The sequence below is a fragment of the Streptomyces sp. NPDC005202 genome, assembly GCF_040608235.1.
Taxonomy (GTDB): Bacteria; Actinomycetota; Actinomycetes; order Streptomycetales; family Streptomycetaceae; genus Streptomyces.
The window spans coordinates 1-17,767 of sequence record NZ_JBEXHW010000056.1 but is presented as its reverse complement, the minus strand read 5'-3'; the positions used below and the strand labels follow the sequence as shown (position 1 = coordinate 17,767).

At 71.2% G+C, this 17,767-nt stretch carries 15 protein-coding genes; 6 read left to right on the top strand and 9 right to left on the bottom strand.

Annotation, left to right across the window (positions count from 1 at the left end):
• Window positions 1-253: 253 nt before the first annotated feature.
• The 8 genes from ABZV31_RS36465 to ABZV31_RS36430 are packed head-to-tail and all read right to left on the bottom strand — an operon-like array spanning window position 254 to window position 10,034.
• Window positions 254-1,516 carry a DegT/DnrJ/EryC1/StrS family aminotransferase gene (locus tag ABZV31_RS36465; RefSeq protein ID WP_355901140.1) on the bottom strand — a complete coding sequence of 421 codons (1,263 nt, stop codon included), beginning with the start codon at window positions 1,514-1,516 and terminating at the stop codon, window positions 254-256.
• A complete protein-coding gene (locus tag ABZV31_RS36460; RefSeq protein ID WP_355901139.1) occupies window positions 1,513-2,475 on the bottom strand; it encodes a fumarylacetoacetate hydrolase family protein in 963 nt (320 codons plus the stop codon). Before ABZV31_RS36460 ends, ABZV31_RS36465 begins: the two co-directional genes overlap by 4 nt.
• Window positions 2,472-3,350, bottom strand: a complete 879-nt coding sequence (locus tag ABZV31_RS36455; protein ID WP_355901138.1) for an amidohydrolase family protein — start codon at window positions 3,348-3,350, stop codon at window positions 2,472-2,474. Before ABZV31_RS36455 ends, ABZV31_RS36460 begins: the two co-directional genes overlap by 4 nt.
• Entirely contained in the window at window positions 3,347-4,108 is a 762-nt protein-coding gene (locus ABZV31_RS36450; protein WP_355901137.1) for an amidohydrolase family protein, read from the bottom strand. The genes ABZV31_RS36455 and ABZV31_RS36450 overlap by 4 nt, the downstream gene beginning before the upstream one ends.
• Window positions 4,105-5,343: a DegT/DnrJ/EryC1/StrS family aminotransferase gene (locus ABZV31_RS36445; RefSeq protein WP_355901136.1), complete on the bottom strand. Its 1,239-nt coding sequence runs from the start codon at window positions 5,341-5,343 to the stop codon at window positions 4,105-4,107. Before ABZV31_RS36445 ends, ABZV31_RS36450 begins: the two co-directional genes overlap by 4 nt.
• Window positions 5,344-5,346: 3 nt before the next feature.
• Window positions 5,347-7,587, bottom strand: coding sequence for a heparinase II/III family protein (locus tag ABZV31_RS36440; protein ID WP_355901135.1), 2,241 nt, complete (start codon window positions 7,585-7,587; stop codon window positions 5,347-5,349).
• 39 nt (window positions 7,588-7,626) lie between these two features.
• The gene (locus ABZV31_RS36435) at window positions 7,627-8,679 is read right to left on the bottom strand and encodes a Gfo/Idh/MocA family oxidoreductase (protein WP_355901134.1); all 1,053 of its coding nucleotides are present in this window, start codon (window positions 8,677-8,679) and stop codon (window positions 7,627-7,629) included.
• A gap of 56 nt (window positions 8,680-8,735) precedes the next feature.
• A complete protein-coding gene (locus ABZV31_RS36430) occupies window positions 8,736-10,034 on the bottom strand; it encodes an extracellular solute-binding protein (RefSeq protein ID WP_355901133.1) in 1,299 nt (432 codons plus the stop codon).
• Window positions 10,035-10,301: 267 nt separating this feature from the next.
• On the opposite strand from ABZV31_RS36430, the gene ABZV31_RS36425 reads away from it, so the two are divergent.
• The 6 genes from ABZV31_RS36425 to ABZV31_RS36400 all read left to right on the top strand — a co-directional run bounded on the left by ABZV31_RS36425 (window position 10,302) and on the right by ABZV31_RS36400 (window position 17,466).
• Window positions 10,302-11,261, top strand: a complete 960-nt coding sequence (locus ABZV31_RS36425; RefSeq protein WP_355901132.1) for a sugar ABC transporter permease — start codon at window positions 10,302-10,304, stop codon at window positions 11,259-11,261.
• Window positions 11,258-12,076, top strand: a complete 819-nt coding sequence (locus tag ABZV31_RS36420; protein WP_355901131.1) for a carbohydrate ABC transporter permease — start codon at window positions 11,258-11,260, stop codon at window positions 12,074-12,076. Before ABZV31_RS36425 ends, ABZV31_RS36420 begins: the two co-directional genes overlap by 4 nt.
• Before the next feature lie 107 nt (window positions 12,077-12,183).
• Window positions 12,184-13,119, top strand: a complete 936-nt coding sequence (locus ABZV31_RS36415) for a hypothetical protein (RefSeq protein WP_355901130.1) — start codon at window positions 12,184-12,186, stop codon at window positions 13,117-13,119.
• Window positions 13,116-14,492 carry an enolase C-terminal domain-like protein gene (locus ABZV31_RS36410; protein WP_355901129.1) on the top strand — a complete coding sequence of 459 codons (1,377 nt, stop codon included), beginning with the start codon at window positions 13,116-13,118 and terminating at the stop codon, window positions 14,490-14,492. The genes ABZV31_RS36415 and ABZV31_RS36410 overlap by 4 nt, the downstream gene beginning before the upstream one ends.
• On the top strand, window positions 14,492-16,501 hold the full coding sequence (locus ABZV31_RS36405) for a family 20 glycosylhydrolase (RefSeq protein WP_355901128.1): 2,010 nt from the start codon (window positions 14,492-14,494) through the stop codon (window positions 16,499-16,501). Before ABZV31_RS36410 ends, ABZV31_RS36405 begins: the two co-directional genes overlap by 1 nt.
• Window positions 16,498-17,466 carry an ROK family protein gene (locus ABZV31_RS36400; RefSeq protein WP_355901127.1) on the top strand — a complete coding sequence of 323 codons (969 nt, stop codon included), beginning with the start codon at window positions 16,498-16,500 and terminating at the stop codon, window positions 17,464-17,466. The genes ABZV31_RS36405 and ABZV31_RS36400 overlap by 4 nt, the downstream gene beginning before the upstream one ends.
• A 5-nt stretch (window positions 17,467-17,471) precedes the next feature.
• Here ABZV31_RS36400 and ABZV31_RS36395 read toward each other — a convergent pair.
• Window positions 17,472-17,767: transposase (locus tag ABZV31_RS36395; RefSeq protein WP_355901126.1), on the bottom strand; the 296-nt coding region annotated here is incomplete at its 5' end.

The following is a 17,767-nucleotide window of genomic DNA, read 5'->3' as shown; positions in this document are numbered from 1 at the left end:
CTCTTGAATCGGACCAGCTTCCGCAATGGCGGTGCCGATGGCCGCTTTGAGGGGACAGGGGTGGTGACAGTCCCTACCCCGCTCCAGACTCTCTTCAGCACGTCATTATCGCCGATCGCCCATCGCCCATCGCCCCCTCCTCCGGTGGGCCCGGCCGCAGCGGTGCCCCTGTCACCTCTCGACCCGGCCGGCCGCCGCCAGGCCGAACGCGGCACCGGCCGGGAAGATCGACCCGATACGCCTCACCGTCGGCTCACACGGCCGGCCCCGTGCTGCGCAATGCGCTGTGCACCCTGCGGAACGCGGTCGCTATGTCGTCCACGTCGGCGTCGGAGTAGGCCTCGTTCCAGTGCACGATCAGCCAGGTCCGGTCGATCAGCTCCTCGGCGTTCGGGCACAGGCCGTCATCGTATTGCCAGTCGCGGCGCGCGGGCGGGCAGGTGAAGGGGAAGCCGACGCCGCCGTAGAGGCGCTTGCGGGACAGCACCGGGTAGCGGTACACCGGGCGGCTCAGGTAACCGGCGGACACCGGAACCCCCTCGGCCTCGAGCGCCTCGGCGTACTCGGTGTTGGTGCCACCGGCCACGTCGGGGTCGAGCACCACCGGAAAGAGCCATACCGCGTGCCGGTCGAGCTCGTTCGGCAGGTGCAGCCCCTCCAGCTTCTGCAGACCGGCGACCAGTCGGCCGGCTGCGGCCCTGCGGCGGGCCACGACACCGCCCAGCTTCGTCAGCTGCACCCGTGCCACGGCGGCCTGCAACTCGGTCATCCGGTAGTTCATGCCGAACGACAGATGGGTCCGCTCGCCGGTGTCTCGTGGCCAGCCCTTGTCGGCGAACAGCCGCATCCGCTGAGCCAGCTGATCGTCGCCACTGATCGCGAGCCCGCCGTCTCCACAGGTGACGTGCTTGTACTGCTGCAGGCTGAAGCACCCGATGTGCCCGCGGGTGCCGGCGTAGGAACCGTCGGGCAACTCCGTGAGGTACGCCTGGGCACAGTCCTCGATCAGGATCAGGCCGTGCCGGCGGGCGATCGCGGCCAGGTCGTCGACCGGTGCGGGCGCCCCCATCAGATGCACGGCGATGATCGCCCGGGTGCGTTCGGAGATGCACGCCGCCACGCTCGCCGGGTCGAGGATGCCGGTGAGCGGGTCGACGTCGGCGAAGACCGGTACCGCGTTCTGCGCCAGGATCGGGATGACCGTGCCGAAGTCGGTGACCGGCGTGGTGATGATTTCGTCGCCGGGCGCGGGATCGACCGCTCCTACCGCCAGGTGCAGGGCCGCCGTACCCGATGTGCAGGCCACGGCGTGTGGTGTGCCGTACATCGCGCCGAACTCCCGCTCCAGCGCGGCGACTTCCGTACCCCCGTTGGACGACAGACGGGCGGAGCCGATGACGCGGGCCAGAGCCTCTGCCTCCGCAGGTCCGAACGTCCGGCCCTGCGGATCCATGGCGCTCGGGAACGGCGTGCTCCGCACGGGGGTTCCGCCATCGCGTGCCAGACGGTCGCTCATGCCGGCTCGCCTCCTTCCTGAACGGGGTCGGCCGAGCGGTCCTGCTCATCGGGAGAGCTCACGGCCGGCCCACGGGGGGATTCGCGGTCGAAGACGACGCGGTTGCGCAGAACGCCGAGGTGTCCCACACGTACCTCGACCGTCGACCCGTCCGGTACCGGACCGATGCCGTCCGGGGTGCCGGTGGCGATGATGTCGCCGGGTTCCAACGTCACGACGGACGAGATGTACGTGAGCAGCTCGCGTACGCCGAAGATCATCCGGCCGGTGGTGGACTTCTGCCGCAGCTCGCCGTCGACTCGGACCTCCAGGTCCAACGCCTGCGGGTCGGGTACCTCGTCCGGCGTCACCAGCCACGGGCCGATCGGACCGTAGCCGTCGATGCTCTTGGAGAAGTCCCACGGGTGGCGCGCCTCGATGTCGGCCAACTGCAGGTCCCTCGCGGTGAGATCGTTCATCACCGCGTACCCGGCCACGGCCTCCTGCCAGTTCCCGTCGGTGAGGCCCTTGCAGCGGCGGCCGATGACCACGGCCAGCTCGCCCTCGTGGTCGATGCGGCGGGTGATGGGCGGCACGGCGATGTCCGCGCCGTGCCCGGTGAGGCTGTTCGGTCCCTTGAAGAAGATCACCGGCCGCTTCGGGGCCACGAAGCCGCCTTCCGCGGCGTGGGCCCGGTAGTTGAGGGCGAGGCAGATCACCTTCGGGGACGGCTGTACGGGCGGACCGAGCGGTGTCTGCTCCAAGGGGGTGACCGCCGGATGCCCGGATCGGCCGGCGGCCTCGGCGGCCAGCCGGGCGTAGCGGCGCTGCTCTTCGCCCGGCAGCGAAAGGAGGCCGAGGACGGTCTCGGGAGCCGCCGGATCCAGCAGGTCGACACGGACCACCGACCAGCCGTCGGGGACGGCCACGCCGATTCCAGGCCGCGGCCCGCCGGGGACGCGGATGCTGGCGAGTCTCACAGGGTCACCTCGTCGGGTTGAGAAGCGGTGGGGGTCAGCAGGGAGCGGATGGTGCCGCCGAGGACCGCGGCCCGCTCCAGCGGGTCGAGGTCGGCGAAGATCACCCGCCCTATGGAGTGACGCAGATCGATGAAGGGGAAGTCCGAGCCGTAGACGACGCGGTGGGCGCCCAGTTCGGCGACCATGCGGATCAGCCAGGCCCCGGTGAAGTACGAGCCGCAGATCTCCGGATACAGGTTCGGGTGGCTCCCGGCCAGTTCTATGACGCGTGCGTAGCCATGGGGCAGGGCGCCGCAGTGGCCGAGCAGGATGCGCGCCCCCGGGTGTCGTTCGGCCACTTCCGCCACCATGCCGGGGTCGTCGAAGGCCGAGCCGGTCCAGGTGTGGGTGAGCACCGGCCGTCCGGTGCGTTCGGCCAGTTCCCACACGGGCGCGTACCGCGGTCCGGTGATCGGGTACTCGTGCAGGTCCGGGTGGAGTTTGACGCCCACCATGCCGGGATGGTCCGCGAACCGGGCGATCTCCTCTTCGGGGTCCTGGAAGGGGTTGACGGTGAGATAGCCGGCCAGCCGGTCCGGGTGGCGGGCGATCGCGGCGGCGGTCTCGTCGTTTCCGGCGCGGGTGTCCAGTTCGATGGCGAGGGTGGCCGACAGGATGGCCTGACGTACTCCGCAGCGGTCCATCACTCGGATCATCGCCTCGGCGCCGGGGTCGGGGGTGAAGAACCGGCTGTACGGGCCGAGATGGGCATGGGCGTCGACGACGTCGATCCCGGTGATCGGGCGGCGCGCGAAGACATCGGCGGCCGGGTCCCAGACCGCCGAGCCGGACGTGTCCCCGGGCGCACCGCTCGCACGGTGGGGTGGGTGGGTCATGCAGCCTCCTGACACCGCAGCAGCCGGCGCAGGTTGCCCCCGCCCACCGCCGCAGCCTGGACGTCATCCAGCTCCGACCACAGCAGCCCGGTCACCGCGTCGGCGGGATCCCGGACCGGCAGTCCCGTACCGAAGATCAGCCGCTCGGCGCCGAACCGCTCGGCCAGCCAGTCCACTCCCAGATGGCTGGACAGCCCGGAGAGGTCGACGTGAACGTTGCCGGTTCGCGCGAGCACGCCGGCGAGTTCCCGCAGCGCCCGGTAGCCGGTACGGCAGACCACGATGGGCAGGTCAGCGTGAACGGTCGCGATCTGCTCCACCTCCGTCCACGTCAGCTGCTCCGCGTCGACGAACAGCGGCAGTCGTGCCTCAGCCAGGGCGTCGAGCAGCCGGGCGGCCGAGCGACCGCCGAGGTGGTAACCGTGGTCGGCCGGATACGCCCGGACGGCCACCACGCCGCCCCGCTCCGCTTCGGCGAGGAACCGCTCCGGCGGCCCCGTCTCCCCGCAGGTGTCCGGCAGCACCACCCAGCACGGCAGCAGCCGCGGCTGATCCGCTGCCTCCCGCAGCAGGAGCCGGTTGCCGGTGGGCGGGTCGTGCCGCCACGCCGCGGTGTGGGTGACCACGGCTTGGCGGATGCCCATGCGGTCCATGGTCTTGGTCAGGTCCGCCGTGCTGCCCCCACCCACGTCGGTGGTCGGCAGCCGGCCGAGCATCGCGTTCGCGTCGATCAACTCGACGCCGGGCCCGGAGGTCACGACGCGAGCCGCCTCCTCCGTACCACGTCCACGGCCTCCACGACGTCGCTCATCTCCCCGGGCGGCGCGAGCAGTACGTGGTGCGGCAGCCATACCGTCTCGCCGCAGGCCCGCTCGCACACGGGAAGGTCGAGCCGGTCGAACCGGGTCGGCGGATACTCCGGACGCCATCCCGTGGCGCGCTGGTCGAACCGCCGCTCCGCGAAGAGCGGCTGCCGGTTCAGCGGTCGCGGATAACCGGGCATCGCGGGGATTCCCTCGTGCCGCAGCGCTGCGGTGAACGCGTCCAGGGGCAGTCCGCCGAACGCCTCCGCGTCGTAGCGGAAGAGGTAGAGATGGTGGGCGTGCGTCGTGGCGCGGGGGTCGCGGCGCAGCGGGCGGATGCCCTCGATGCGTGCCAGGTGCTCGTCCAGATGGGCGGCGCACTCCTCGCGCCGTTCCACCTGGCCTGGCAGCCGTTCCAGGCCGGCCGAGAGCAGCGCGGCCTGGAAGGCGGTGAGCCGCCAGTTCCCGCCGAACCGGTGGTGGTCGTACCAGGCGCCGCCCTCGGCCCGCCCGCAGTTGCGGATCTCCCGGGCCGCGACGGCGAGCGCGTCGTCGTTGGTGGTCAGCGCACCGCCCTCGCCGGCGGTGAGGTTCTTCGATCCCTGGAACGACCACGATCCGTACTGCCCGAATGTCCCCACCGGCTGGTCACGCCACCGCGCGCCGTGCGCGTGGGCGGCGTCCTCGATGAGGGCGACGCCGTGCCGTTCGCAGATGTCGGTGAGCCGGTCCAGGTCGGCGGGGTGGCCACCGAGGTGCACGCAGATCACCGCGGCGGTTCGCGGCCCGATGGCTGCTTCGACCGCGTCGGGGTCGAGACAGTACGTCTCGGGGTCGATGTCGGCGAACACCGGCAGGGCGTTGACCCCGAGCACGGCCGTCGCGGTGGCCAGGAAGGTGTACGGCGGCACGATCACCTCGTCGCCGGATCCGACACCCAGTGCGGACAGGGCGATTTCCAGGCTCACAGTGCCGTTGACGCAGGTGACGGCGTGACCGGCGTTCTGATAGCGGCCGAATTCCGCTTCGAACTCCACGACCGCGGGGGCGGCCACGCCGTTCCACCCCCCGCTGTCGAACGCCTCGAGAAGCCGGGCACGTCCGCCGGCGTCGGGTATCGGCCACTCGGGCCATGGACGGGTGCGAACCGGCGTTGGGGGGAAGGAGGGCCCTGTACGGGTCGGCTGCATCGGTCACCGGTTCCTTTCGATGTCGACGGTCCAACGGCCGGCGGCGGGCAGTACGACGCGGACCGGATCTCCGCCGGCGTCGTGGGTGGCCTCGGGCAGGATGACGCCGCCCAGTCGGACCTGCCGCGCCGAGGGCTCGCCCACCGTGAGCGTCGTCCGTGCGCGGCACTCGGCGGTGACGGTCAGCCGGTCGGCGGTCCGGGTAAGGCCGGCCGAGGTGATGCCCCGACCGGCGAGCAGCAGCCGGCCCTCGTGCTCCAGCCGGTCGCCCTGCCACAGCGCGGCGCCGCGCACACCCTCCGCGCCGACCCGTACCAGCCGGCCGGGTCCGATCCGGTCGGTCGTCTGGGCGGTGCGCACCAGGACGTCCCGGCCGTCGGTGGTCACCGTCACCGGGGGCGGGGTCTCGCGGAACGGCGCGAGAACGACGGCGGCGGCCGATCCGGCGTCGTAGCCGAAGGCCAGGCCGTGCAGCGTGCCAGGGGCCGAGCCGCCGGTCGCGGGGTCCGGGACGGTGCAAGGGCCCTCGCTCGTCCGCACCTCGTGCACCCGGTGTGGTGCGGTGGGAAGGACGAGCAGGCCCGGTCCCCGGGCGGTGTGGTAGCCGTGCCGGTGGGTGCCCGACGGCGTCCACGGGCGGGGCGCGTGCAGCAGCCACTGGAAGGGGCCCGCCCCCTCCAACTCGTCGGTGACCAACCAGTATCCGGCCCCTGCCGCACCGGGCCGGATGAAGATCACCGTGCGGCGGTGGGGGGTGCCGTGTCCGGTGTGCACGGCGACCAGCACGTCAGCCGGCGGGAGCGCGGCGAACACCTCGACCTCGGCGTCGTGGTCCTCGGCCATGTCCTGGTCCGGCAGCGTCACCGTGTTGTGCGCGCGGGTCGAGCGGTACCACGAGTGGTAGCGAGGGTCGTCATAGCTGTCCGGGCCGCCGGCCTCCCAGGCGAGGGGCTCGCCGTACCCGCACAGCAGCAGATCGACCGCGGTCAGATGGCTGTGGCTCTCCAGCTCGTGCTCGATGAACGGGCCGCAGTTGACCGTGGCGTACAGGCTGTCAGCGTCGATGGTGTCCCCGCCTTCCGCCCGCAGCACCGCGAACTTGCTCTGCGGGAGCAACGTCGATCCGGCCGGTGGGCGCGCGGCCGGCGCCGCGGCGAACTCGTCCGCCGGAGCGCCGCGGCCGGGCCGCGCGGGCAGCCAGGCGAGGACCTCGCGGATCCGCTCGGCGGACAGCGTGCGCTGCGCGAGCTCCTTGTACGCCGGACGGCCGAGGAGGTAGTGGCCGCGCAGCAGGTGCTCGCCGCTCCACACCTGGTGCGAGTCGTTGAAGGGCGGCACCCAGCCGGGCGGTGCGGTCAGGGACAGCAGCCAGTCGTGCATGGCCGCGAACCGCGGATGCGCCGCGAGATCCCAGCCGAGGTACTGCTCGCCCACGACGGCCGCGATCTGCAGGGAGCCCAGGCACATCGTGTGGTATGACGGCGTGCGCTCGTAGTGCCCGCCGTCGGCGTAGACGTCCAGCTCCAAGTGCTCGTCCAGCCGGGCACGCGCGACCTCGGCCCAGCCGGCCGACTCGGCGAACTCCGGCAGGAACGCCGCGATCTGAGCGAGGACGGAACAGCCGGTGAGTTGCCAGTTGCCATGCCGGAACGTGTCGTGCTCCTCGGCCAGCCAGCGCGCCCCGCCCAGCAGCGTCTTGACGATCGACAGCCAGGTGCCGTCCGGCAGCGCCACCGAGGTTCCCAGTACGCGGAGCGCCTGGATGAGAACTTGGGACCGGCCGGCGACACCGAGGGTGTACCAGACCGGGTGCAGGCCCGGCCACTCACCGCGGACGTGGTCCCGGCTCGCGTACCACGCGTCGACGATCCCGGCGAACCGACGGACGTACCGCTCGTCGCCCGTGAGGGCCGCGGCGTGCACCAGCGGCTGAGCCCAGTACAGGTAGTGGTAGCCGTACAGGCCGGACTTGCCGTGCGCCGGGTCGGTGAAGTCTATGCGCCCGGTGAGCAGCCCGTCGGCGGTGGCGATCACCCGCGCGGCCGCATCGGTGCCGGCGACGTGGGAGGCCCACCGGACCGTGTCGAGGGCCGGCGCGGGTTCCCTGCGGCCGGCGAGATGCCCTCGCAGCACGGCGAGCGCGGCGGGTACGTCCCCGGCGGTGACCGCAGCTGTGACGGCCGCGAGTTGCGGCTTGCCTGCGTCGAGGCCGGCGAGGAGAGCGGCGTCGGTGATGTGCCGCATCCTCGCTTCATCGACGTGTGGTGGTTTCTCGACCGCCATTCAGTCCGCCTCCGGTGGGTGCGCCACCGTCGATTCCGCCACCGACGCGGGCGCACCGGTTTCGATGGAACGGTGGATGGCTTCCAGTACCGCGGTGACATGCCGTGAGCTCTCCAGGCTCACGAGCGGCTCGGTGTCGTCGGTGATGCAGTCGACGAGGTGCCACACGGCCTCGGCGACCGCTCCGGCCGGACGTCCGTGCACCGTGCGTTGCAGCAGATTGCGGGGGTATTCGTGAGCCGTGGCGGTGGCGATCTCGATCTGCTCGACCTTGCGGTCGAGGTGGATGACTCCGTCGCTGCCGACGATCTCGACGAACGAGTCGGTCATCGTGGGAAAGGTGTCCGGGTAGATCCAGCAGGCCTCGAACGTCGCGACGCCGCCGCTGCGGAAGCGTGCCTGGGCCTGGATGGCGTCCGGGGTGTCAAAACCGAGGCCGGCCAGCCGTCCGCGCACCGCGTTGGCGTAGACCTCTTCGACCTGGTCGTCGAAGAGCCAGCACACGAGGTCGATGTCATGGCTGGAGAGAAACCACGAGACCGTGGTGTCCGCGGCCCAGGGAATCATCCGCGTGGGCACGTGGATGCGGTCGTTCTTGCGGGCGTATCCGAGGACCGGAGTGCCGATGTCTCCGGCCGCGATCCGGTCCTTGGCCTGTGCGTAGGACGGCACCCACCGGTGGTTGAACACCGTCATCGCCTTGACGCCCGCCTTCCGGACCGCGGCCAGCGCCCGGTCGGCGTCCACGGCGGAGGTGGTGAAGGGCTTCTCGACCAGCACATGCCGTCCGGCCTCCGCGGCGGCCACGACGACATCGGCATGCAGGTGGTCAGGGGTCGCGACGATCACCAGGTCGACGGCGTCGTCGGCGACCAGCTCCTGGTAGCCGGCGTGGACGCGGGCGCCGCCCACGTGGGCGGCAAGCTCCTCGGCCGGCCCACGGCGGCGGCTGGTGACCGCGGTGACCACGGCCCCCGGGTGCCCCTGCAGCACGTCGGCGTGCGCATGGCCCATGATGCCCGCGCCGACGATGCCCACTCGTACCTGATCCATTCCTGATCTCCCGTGTCGATGTGCGTGCCGCGCGGCGGCCGGTCGGCACATGTGGGTCAGCTCTTGCCGGCGAGAATGTCGTTCCACTCCTTCTCGGTCTCGCCCAGCGTCTGCTTCGCGGACTTCGAGCCGATGAGGAAGGCCCTGATGTGCTCACTGAACCGCTCGTTGAGCTCGTCGTCCTTGCCGGTCCCGTAGAACCCGAGCTTCAGCTTGGGCAGTTCACCGGCGATCACCTTGCGTGCCTCGTCCATGAGGTTCCCCTGCTTGAACGTGCTGAAGAAGGGGTCCTTCAGCGACTCCTTGGTGGAGGGGTAGATCGGTACGAGCTTGCAGAAGGCTGTCTGGTTGGCCGCGTTGGTGATGTACAGGGTGAAGTCGGCAGCCGCTTTACGGTGCTTGGACGCGGCCGGGACGACGAACGTCTGCTGGTCGGGCAGCAGGTAGCGGCCGCTTTCGCCGACCGCGCCCGACGCGACCTCGAGCTTGCGGTAGACGTCCGGGGCGTTCTTCTGGATGTTGAGCAGGTTGAACGGCAGGGTGTTCGCGCTGAAGGCGACCTGCTGGTTGTCCAGTGTCTGTGGGTACTGCCGTTCGTCCTTGACGGTGGCGCCGGGCGCGATGGCTCCGTTCTTGAAGCCGGCACGCCACTTGTCGAGGACGGCCGCCGCCTCGGGGGTGTTGAACGCCGCCTTCTTGCGGTCCGCCGTCAGGATGTCGATGCCTTCCATCTGCAGGATGGAGGCGTCCGGGATGCCGTTCATGCCGTACGTCTTCGGATTGGCCTGGTGGACCTTCGCTCCCCAGCTCAGCGCTTCGTCGAAGGTCTTGGGCGGCTCGTGCGGGTTCAGTCCCGCCTTGCGCACCAGGTCGGTGTTGACGACGGCGATCGGCGCACCGCCGTTGTACCAGGGGATCGCGACGAGTTTGCCGTCCCGCTGCAGCGGTGCGATCAGCGACGGGATGTACTGCTTGCGCTGCTCGGGCGTGACGTACTTGCCGAGGTCGGCCAGTGACGGCACGAACTGCTCGAGGTCGATGTTGGTGAGGTTCACGACGTCGGGGGTGTCACCGCTGGCGATCGCCGACAGCAGCTTCTGCTTGACGTCCGCGCCGGGGATGTCGACCCAGCGTACTGTGACGTCCGGATGGTCCTTGTGGTAGCGGTCGATCATCCCCTGGATGTAGTCGTTGTAGTTCTTCTTCAGGTTGATCGTCCAGAACTCGATCCTGGCCGGACCGGAGTCGTCCTGGGCGTTGTCGGACGATTTCTGAGCGCCCGGGGTGCAGGCGGTGACAAGGCCGACTACCGCCAGGGCGAGGGCGGTTTGTCGGCGCAGCGAGCCCGTTCTCACAGCAGACCTCCAGGTGTGTGCAGACCGCCGGAGTGCTGCGTCAACCGGCGGCTTCGGGCGGTGAGGTGACGGGCCGTAGGAAGCCTTGACAGCCCGTACGTGCGGGGCTACTTTCCCCCCACTTTCTAATTTCGGCTGTCCTAAATCTCTGTTTCGGACACAGGCTATTCGTAGCTGTCGCACTGTCAAGGGGTTGCACAGACCGGCGATCGAGAAGCGCGCAGGACTGCCGGTCCGCCCCGGTCCGGCCTCGACGAAGGGTGAGGCATGACGAGGACTCACACGCTGCAACGCATGGTGCAGGAGCGGCGCGGCGCCGGCCCGCCGGATCCGGCGCCGCCGAAGCGCCGGATACCGCGGCATCGGCGGACGACTCCGTACCTGTTCCTGACGCCGGCGCTGGGGCTGCTCGGCGTCTTCTTCGCCTGGCCGGCCGTGACGGCGGTACAACTGTCCTTCTACGACTACCGGGTGGTGTCGGCCGCCAGGTGGGTGGGGCTTGACAACTTCGAACACCTCCTGCACGACCCCCGGTTCTGGACCGCGCTCGCCAACTCGTTCCTGTTCATGCTGGGGATGCTGCCGATCCTCGTGGCCGTGCCGCTGCTGCTGGCCGTCCTGGTCAACCTGCCGCTGCGGGGCATCAAGGCGTACCGGCTCCTGTACTACCTGCCCGTCGTCACCTCGATGGTGGCCGTGGCCATCGCCTGGAACTACGTCTTCCATCAGCGCGGCGTCCTGAACTGGGCGCTGACCTCGCTCGGCATCCTCGACCAGCCGGTGCAGTACCTGCTCGAACCCGGTTGGGCCCTGCCCGCGCTCGTCGTCGTCGAGAGCTGGAAGTCACTCGGCTACTACATGATGATCTATCTCGCCGGACTGCAGTCGATCCCGCGCGAGCTGTACGAGGCCGCGCACGTGGACGGCGCGGGGCCGGTGCAGCGGCTTTGGTACGTGACGGTCCCGCTGATCCGCCCGTACGTCGCGGTCGTGGTCGTGCTCGCGGCCCTCGACTCGATGCAGGTCTTCACCTCGGTGTTCGTGATGACCCAGGGCGGGCCGCAGGACTCGACGATGACCCTCGGCTACTACATCTACGACGAGGCGTTCCGCCGGTTCGACGTGGGCTACGCCAACAGCATGGGCCTGGTCCTGTGGGCGATTCTCATCGTCCTGTCGCTGGTCAGTTACAAGGTCACACGCGGGAGGACGGTGACCGACCTATGAAGACCCGTACGAAGATCTTCTTCTACACGCTGCTCTCCCTCGTCTCGCTCCTGTTCATCGGGCCGTTTCTGATCCTGGTGTCCTCGGCACTGAAGTCACCCGACCAGCCGGTCTACTCCTTCCCACCGCAGATCCTCCCTCTCCCGCCCGTCCTGCACTGGTTCGCCGAGGCCTGGACCAAGATCCCCTTTCCCCGGTATCTGCTCAACTCGCTGATCCTGGAGCTGCTGACCGTGCCGGCGTATCTGGCCGTGTCGGCACTGGCGGCGTACCCGCTCGCCCGGATGCGGTTCCGCGGCCGGCAGTTCATGTTCTTCCTGATCCTGTCCACCATGTTCCTTCCGGGTGAGGTGATGCTCGTCCCCCGGTTCCTGGTCATCTCCCAACTCGGGATGGTCGACAGCTTCGCCGGGGTGGTCCTGCCCGGCCTGCTCAGCGCGTTCGGCGTCTTCCTGCTGCGCCAGGCCTTCGAGCAGGTGCCCCGTGAGCTGTCCGACGCCGCCCGCATCGACGGCTGCAACGAGTTCCAGATCTTCTGGCGGGTGGTGCTGCCCCAGGTGCGTCCCACCCTGGCGACGCTGGCGATCTTCGGATTCCTCAACGTCTGGAACAACTTCATCTGGCCGCTGGTGGTGCTCAAGAGCGACGACAAGTACCCCATCTCCCTCGGCCTGGCGTACCTGCAGGGAATCTTCGGCGACGACGTGCGCAGCCTGGCCGCCGGAACCGTGATGGCGATCCTGCCGATCGTCGTCTTCTTCATCGCCATGCAGAAGCACTTCATCGACGGCATGAAGGGCGCCGTCAAGGGCTGAGGAGCCGCACCGGCCGGGTCGGCACGGCCGCCGACCGCGGGGTGGCCACCGCTGCCCCGGCCGGTCCTGCCCACGCTGCCGCACACCCCCACCGGAAAGGACACACCATGCGCATCGGGCTGGTCGACCTCGACACCTCGCACCCGGAGGCGTTCCTGCCGCTGATCCGGGCCGCAGGCCATGAAGTCGTCGGCGTGTACGACAGCGGCGACGTCCACCCGCCTGGCTACGCACGGGCGTTCGCCGACCGCCACGGCATCGCGCACGTCTTCACTTCCCTGCCGCACATGGCCGCCGAGGTGGACGCCGCCTTCCTGCACGGCTGCGACTGGGACCGCCGCATCGAACGGGCGGCTCCGTTCGCCGACGCTGGGGTTGCGATGTTCGTCGACAAACCGTTCGGTGGACGGGCAACAGACTTGCGGCGCATGGCTACTTGGGCCGAGGCAGGAGTGCGGATCGTCGGGGGTTCGTCGCTGCGGTGGTGCGCGGAGGTCGCCGCATGGCACGAGCGCCATCCCGCGGACCGGGCGGAATTCGGGCTGGTCGGCTGCTCGGGCGACCCGTTCGACTACGGCGTCCACGCCTACTCACTGCTGCACGGGTTGCTGGGGCCGGGCGTGTCGGCCGCACGGCATCTGGGGGGGCACGGCCAGCACAGGGTGGAACTGGCCTGGCGCGACGGACGTACCGGCATGGTCAGTCTCGGGCCCACGGCCGCCCGGCACCCGTTCCACGCCACCGTCCTGACCGACGTCGACGTCGAGCACCTGATCTGCGAGCCCGACCGGCTCTACTCAAGCCTCCTGGCGGCCGTACTGCCCTTCCTCGCCGGACAGGCGCCCGCACCGCTGCCGCTCACCGCACTGATGGAGCCGGAGCTGGCGGCGCTCGCCGCACGCGCCTCGCAACGCGAAGGCGGGCGCTGGGTGGCACTCGACGACCCTGCCGTCGACGACGTCTCATACAACGGAGCCGCGTTCGCGGCCGGATACCGGGATGCGCGGTACCCACGGGCGAAGCGTTCCGGGGCGGCTCGGTGACCGCCACCGCACGCCCGAGCGACGTACGCGTCGACCATGCCGAAGTCCGGTACCGGGCCATACCCTTCCGCACCCCCCTGGTGCTCAGCTCGGGACCCATCACCGGCCTGACCGAGGCGCAGGTCACCCTCGGCGTGCGCAATCGGACGGGCGCCGCGGCAAGCGGGCACGGCACCGTGCTGCTGTCCCACCCCTGGGCGTACGGCGGGACACCGTGCCAGGGCGAGGACAGGGATGCGGTCATGCGCACCGTCGTCGAGCTGGCACGCGACGCCGTCGTCGCGGCGGACGGGTACCACGACCCGCTCCGCCTCGGCACCGATCTCGCCCGCGCACTCGGTGAGTTCCTCGGACAAGCCCGTGCCGCCCACCAGCTGCCGCACCCCATGCCCCGGCTGGCCGGGCTGCTCTGCCTGGCACCCGTGGACACCGCGCTGCACGACGCCTGGGCGCGCGCCGCCGGCGGCAGTGCCTACCCGCTCTACGACGCCGACCACCTGGGCGCGGACCTGGCCGAATACCTCGGCCCGGCCTTCGCCGGGCGCCACCCCGCCGACTTTCTCGCCCGACGTCCGGCCGCCAGGCTGCCCGTTCAGCACGTCGTCGGCGTGGACGAACCGCTGACTCCCGCCGAATCGGGCAGACCGGACCGGCCTGACACCGCCGGCGGCCCGCCCGCGGACCTTGCGACGTGGGTGCGCCGCGACGGAGTGCGGTGGCTGAAGCTCAAGGTGCACGGCACCGCCCCGGACCACGACGCCGCACGGGTGCGCGCGGCGTACCGGGTGGCTGCCGAGGCGCTGGCCGCCCGCGGCGCCGGTCCGGCGCGGCCGCGCCTGTCGCTGGACCCCAACGAGGCATACAGCGGCCCCGACGAACTGCTCACCCTGCTGCGCCTGCTGGAGCATGACGCCCCCGAAGTCCGCCGCGCCCTCGTCTATGCCGAGCAGCCCTTCCCACGCGACGCGTCCCACCACCCCGGGGCCCTGACCACCCTCGGCGCCGAGCTGCCGGTCGTCGCCGACGAGGGCGCCGACGACGCCACCCGCCTGGACGAGCTGGCCGCCGAGGGCTGGAGCGGCGTGGCCGTCAAGACCGCCAAGGGCCAGACCCAGACCCTGCTCGCGGCGTGCTGGGCGCGCCGCCACGGCAGGTTCCTCACCCTGCAGGACCTCACCAGCGTCGGCGCCGCACTGGAGCACTCCGCCGCATGTGCGGCGCACCTGCCGCGCAGCGTGCCGGCGCTGGAGTGCAACAGCCGGCAGTACGCCCCGGACGGCAACGCGGAACTGGCCGCCCGCCGGCCCGCCCTGCTGCGGGTGCACGACGGCGAACTGTACGTCCTCGACATCGGAAGGAGCGGCATCCGCTGATGGACGCCCGGGATCTGTTTCCTCGCCCCAAGGCGGTGCACCCGCAGCCCGGCCGGTTCACCGCGCCTCCCGGCTCGGTGGTGCACTGCCCGCCGGACGCTGTCGAGGCCGGCCGTGCGGTGGCCGCGTTCACCGGACTGCCGCTGCGGCCGGACGGCGCACCCGGCCGGATCGTGGCCGGCGCTGACCGGGACAGCCGCGGCGCGCCCCCACCGGACCACACCGACGCGTACGTCGTCGAGACCCGCCCGGACCGCATCGAGCTGGCCGCCCACGATGCGCGCGGTCTGCTGTACGCGGCGGCCGCGCTGGCCGCCATCGGGCCCGGCTGCGGCCGCCTGGTGGACTTCCCGGACTTGGCGCTGCGCGGCGCCCACCTCGATCTGAAGGGCCCGATGCCGAGCCTGGACCTCCTGCACGACGTCCTGGGCCGCCTCGGCCGGTGGAAGATCAACACGCTGCTCGTCGAGTACGAGGACAAGTTTCCCTACGGCGCCGGACTGGGGGTCACTTCCCCGCACGCGCTGACGAAGGACCAACTGCGCGGCCTGCTCGAGGACGCTGCACGACTCGGCATCGACGTCGTGCCGCTCGTGCAGTGCCTGGGGCACCTTGAGTACATGCTGTGCCGTCCGGCCCACGCCCACCTCGCCGAGGACGACCGGCGACAGCAACTGTGCCCGCTGCACCCCGGATCGCTCGGCCTGTTCACGACCATGCTCGACGAGGTGCTCGCCGCCCATCCGGAGGCCTCCCTCGTCCACATCGGCGGCGACGAACCGTGGTCGCTGGGAACCTGCGAACGCTGCCGCGCATACGTCGCCGAGCACGGACGGCCGCGGCTGTACAGCCAGTACGTCGCCCGGGCAGCGCGATTGGTGGTCGAGCGGGGCCGGCGACCAGTGGTCTGGGACGACGTGCTGTACGCCGAGCGCGATCCCGCGATGGTCGACGAACTGCCCCCGGAGACGGTCGTGATGGCGTGGGAGTACGCCGCCCACCGCGACCGCACCGGGCATGTGCGATGGGGCAACCCGCCGGCGATCGTGGCGAGCGCGGCACTGCGCCGCGACCCGGAGGCGCTGCCCGAGCTTCCCCCCGACGCACGGCTGGTGGACCTGGAGTCGCTGCCGGCCGACGAGCAAAGGCTGCTGCGCGCGGTGAAGTACGACGCCGACGACCTCGGCGGGCATCCGCTGCCGTGGGCGCGCGCGCTCACGGCCCGCGGCCGCCGCCTGATCGGGGCCTCGGGCCTGCGCGGCTGCGACGGCGAGAACGTCTGCCTTCCCCTGTGGGGGCGCCGTATCGCCAACGCCGCCTTGTGGGCCCGGCAGGCACGGGCATTGGGCGCCGCCGGGGTCGTGAGCACGGCTTGGGCCGCCTACAGCACGGTCTCACCGCCCACCGAGCCGCTGGCGTCCGCCTGGCTGCCCCTGGCCGCCGCGGCGGAGCTGTACTGGAACGCCGACGCCACCGGGGACGATATCGACCGGCTCCTGGGACCGGTAGCAGCCGGGCTGCGCCAGGCGGAAGCCGGCGTAACCCGCCGCGAACCGCACTACCTGCGCTCCGCCGAGGCGCTGTTCATGGAGCACGGCGAGGAGGTGCTCGCGCTGTGCGCCCGCCACGCAACTCTGGAACTCGAAACCGAGACAGCCTGCCGCACCGCCGCGTGGCACGCCGACGCCCAAGTCGACGGACGCACCCGGGCCGATCCGGCACTGGACGCCGCGCGTCGCCGCTCGGAGCAGGAGGTCGGGCGGTTGCTGAACGCCTGGGTCCGATGGCGAGAGGCCTTCACCGCCACCCTGTCCGATCAGTACGCGGGGAAGGGCGCCGAGGCAGTCGCCGCCGCCAAGGCCACGGACCCCTTGCGTCGACTGCTCGCACTGGCAGCGGATCTGACGGCAAATCCGACCGGGGATTGGCCGGCAGATCCGACGGCGGAGGCGGCCCCGGATCTGCCCGTCGGCGCGGCCGACGCGCACACAGAGGGTGACGCGCGGTGAGTCCGGCCCCCGCGCATGTGATCGGCGTGGACGTCGGAGGCACCTCCGTCAAGGCCGTGGTCGCCGACCGGACCCTGCACACACTGGCACGCTGGACCTTCCGGACCGGTGCCGACAGCGGACCGGAGGAGGCCACACGGCGGATCCTCGGCGCGGTCGACGAAGTCCTCGCGCGCGCCCGACGCATGGTCGGCCGGATCGCCTCGATGGGCATCGGAATCCCCGGGCTGGTCGACGAGGACGCCGGCATAGGCCTGTTCTCCGAGAACATCGGCTGGCGCGACTGGCCCGTCGGCGGGCTCGCCGCCGCGCGCACCGGACTGCCCACCCGCGTCGGGCACGACGTGAGGCTCGCCGCGATCGCCGAGTCCCGCGCGGGGGCGGGCCGGGGCCTGCGCGATCTCGTCGTCGTCACGGTCGGCACCGGTGTCGGCGCGGCGATCGTCCTCGACGGCCGGGTCCGCGCCGGCCGGCGCGGCTGCGCCGGCGAGATCGGGCACCTGATCGCCGACCCCGCCGGTCCGCGCTGCGTGTGCGGTAAGTCCGGATGTGTGGAGGCGATCGGCTCCGCTGCGGCACTGGAGCGCCGCTATCGGGCGGAGAGCCAGGTGCCCCAACGGGTCACGGCACAGGAGGTGGTCCACCGAGCCCTCGCGGGGGAGGCCGTCGCCGTCAGGCTGTGGTGCGAAGCCGTAAACGCCCTGGCCCACGGCATCGCCGTGGCGTCCGCCGTCATCGATCCGGACGCACTGATCGTCGGAGGTGGCCTCGCCGCCGCGGGACCCGCGCTGTTCAGCCCGCTGCGCGCCGCCCTGGGCACACGGCTCGCCGACATCCATCAAGTGCCCCTGCTGCCTGCCGGCCTCGGTCCGTGGGCGGGTGCGATCGGCGCCGCCGCGCTCGCCTGGGACGCGCTCGGCACGTCCCACGACCCCTCACCGCCACCCCAGAAGGAGTCTCAATGACGAAGTCAAGCCGCTTGCGCGACCGGCGGGGCGGAGGTGAACACCCGGTTGTCGCGCAACAGGGCCCACAGGACGCTGGCTCGTCGGCGGGCCAGGGCGATGACGGCCTGGACATGCTTGAGCCCTTCGCCGCGCTTCTTGAGGTAGAACTCCCGGTTCGGACCCTCGCGCATCATGCTGGTCTGCGCGGACATGTAGAACACCCGGCGCAGGCGGCGGCTGTAGCGCTTGGGCCGGTGGAGGTTGCCGGTCCGGCGGCCGGAGTCGCGCGGGACGGGCACCAGCCCGGCCGCGGAAGCCA

Bases quoted from the DNA above. Each gene is read 5' to 3' on its own strand.
- ABZV31_RS36465 (WP_355901140.1), bottom strand. From the start codon at position 1,516: ATGAGCGACCGTCTGGCACGCGATGGCGGAACCCCCGTGCGGAGCACG.
- ABZV31_RS36455 (WP_355901138.1), bottom strand. From the start codon at position 3,350: ATGACCCACCCACCCCACCGTGCGAGCGGTGCGCCCGGGGACACGTCC.
- ABZV31_RS36445 (WP_355901136.1), bottom strand. From the start codon at position 5,343: ATGCAGCCGACCCGTACAGGGCCCTCCTTCCCCCCAACGCCGGTTCGC.
- ABZV31_RS36440 (WP_355901135.1), bottom strand. From the start codon at position 7,587: ATGCGGCACATCACCGACGCCGCTCTCCTCGCCGGCCTCGACGCAGGC.
- ABZV31_RS36435 (WP_355901134.1), bottom strand. From the start codon at position 8,679: ATGGATCAGGTACGAGTGGGCATCGTCGGCGCGGGCATCATGGGCCAT.
- ABZV31_RS36425 (WP_355901132.1), top strand. From the start codon at position 10,302: ATGACGAGGACTCACACGCTGCAACGCATGGTGCAGGAGCGGCGCGGC.
- ABZV31_RS36420 (WP_355901131.1), top strand. From the start codon at position 11,258: ATGAAGACCCGTACGAAGATCTTCTTCTACACGCTGCTCTCCCTCGTC.
- ABZV31_RS36415 (WP_355901130.1), top strand. From the start codon at position 12,184: ATGCGCATCGGGCTGGTCGACCTCGACACCTCGCACCCGGAGGCGTTC.
- ABZV31_RS36405 (WP_355901128.1), top strand. From the start codon at position 14,492: ATGGACGCCCGGGATCTGTTTCCTCGCCCCAAGGCGGTGCACCCGCAG.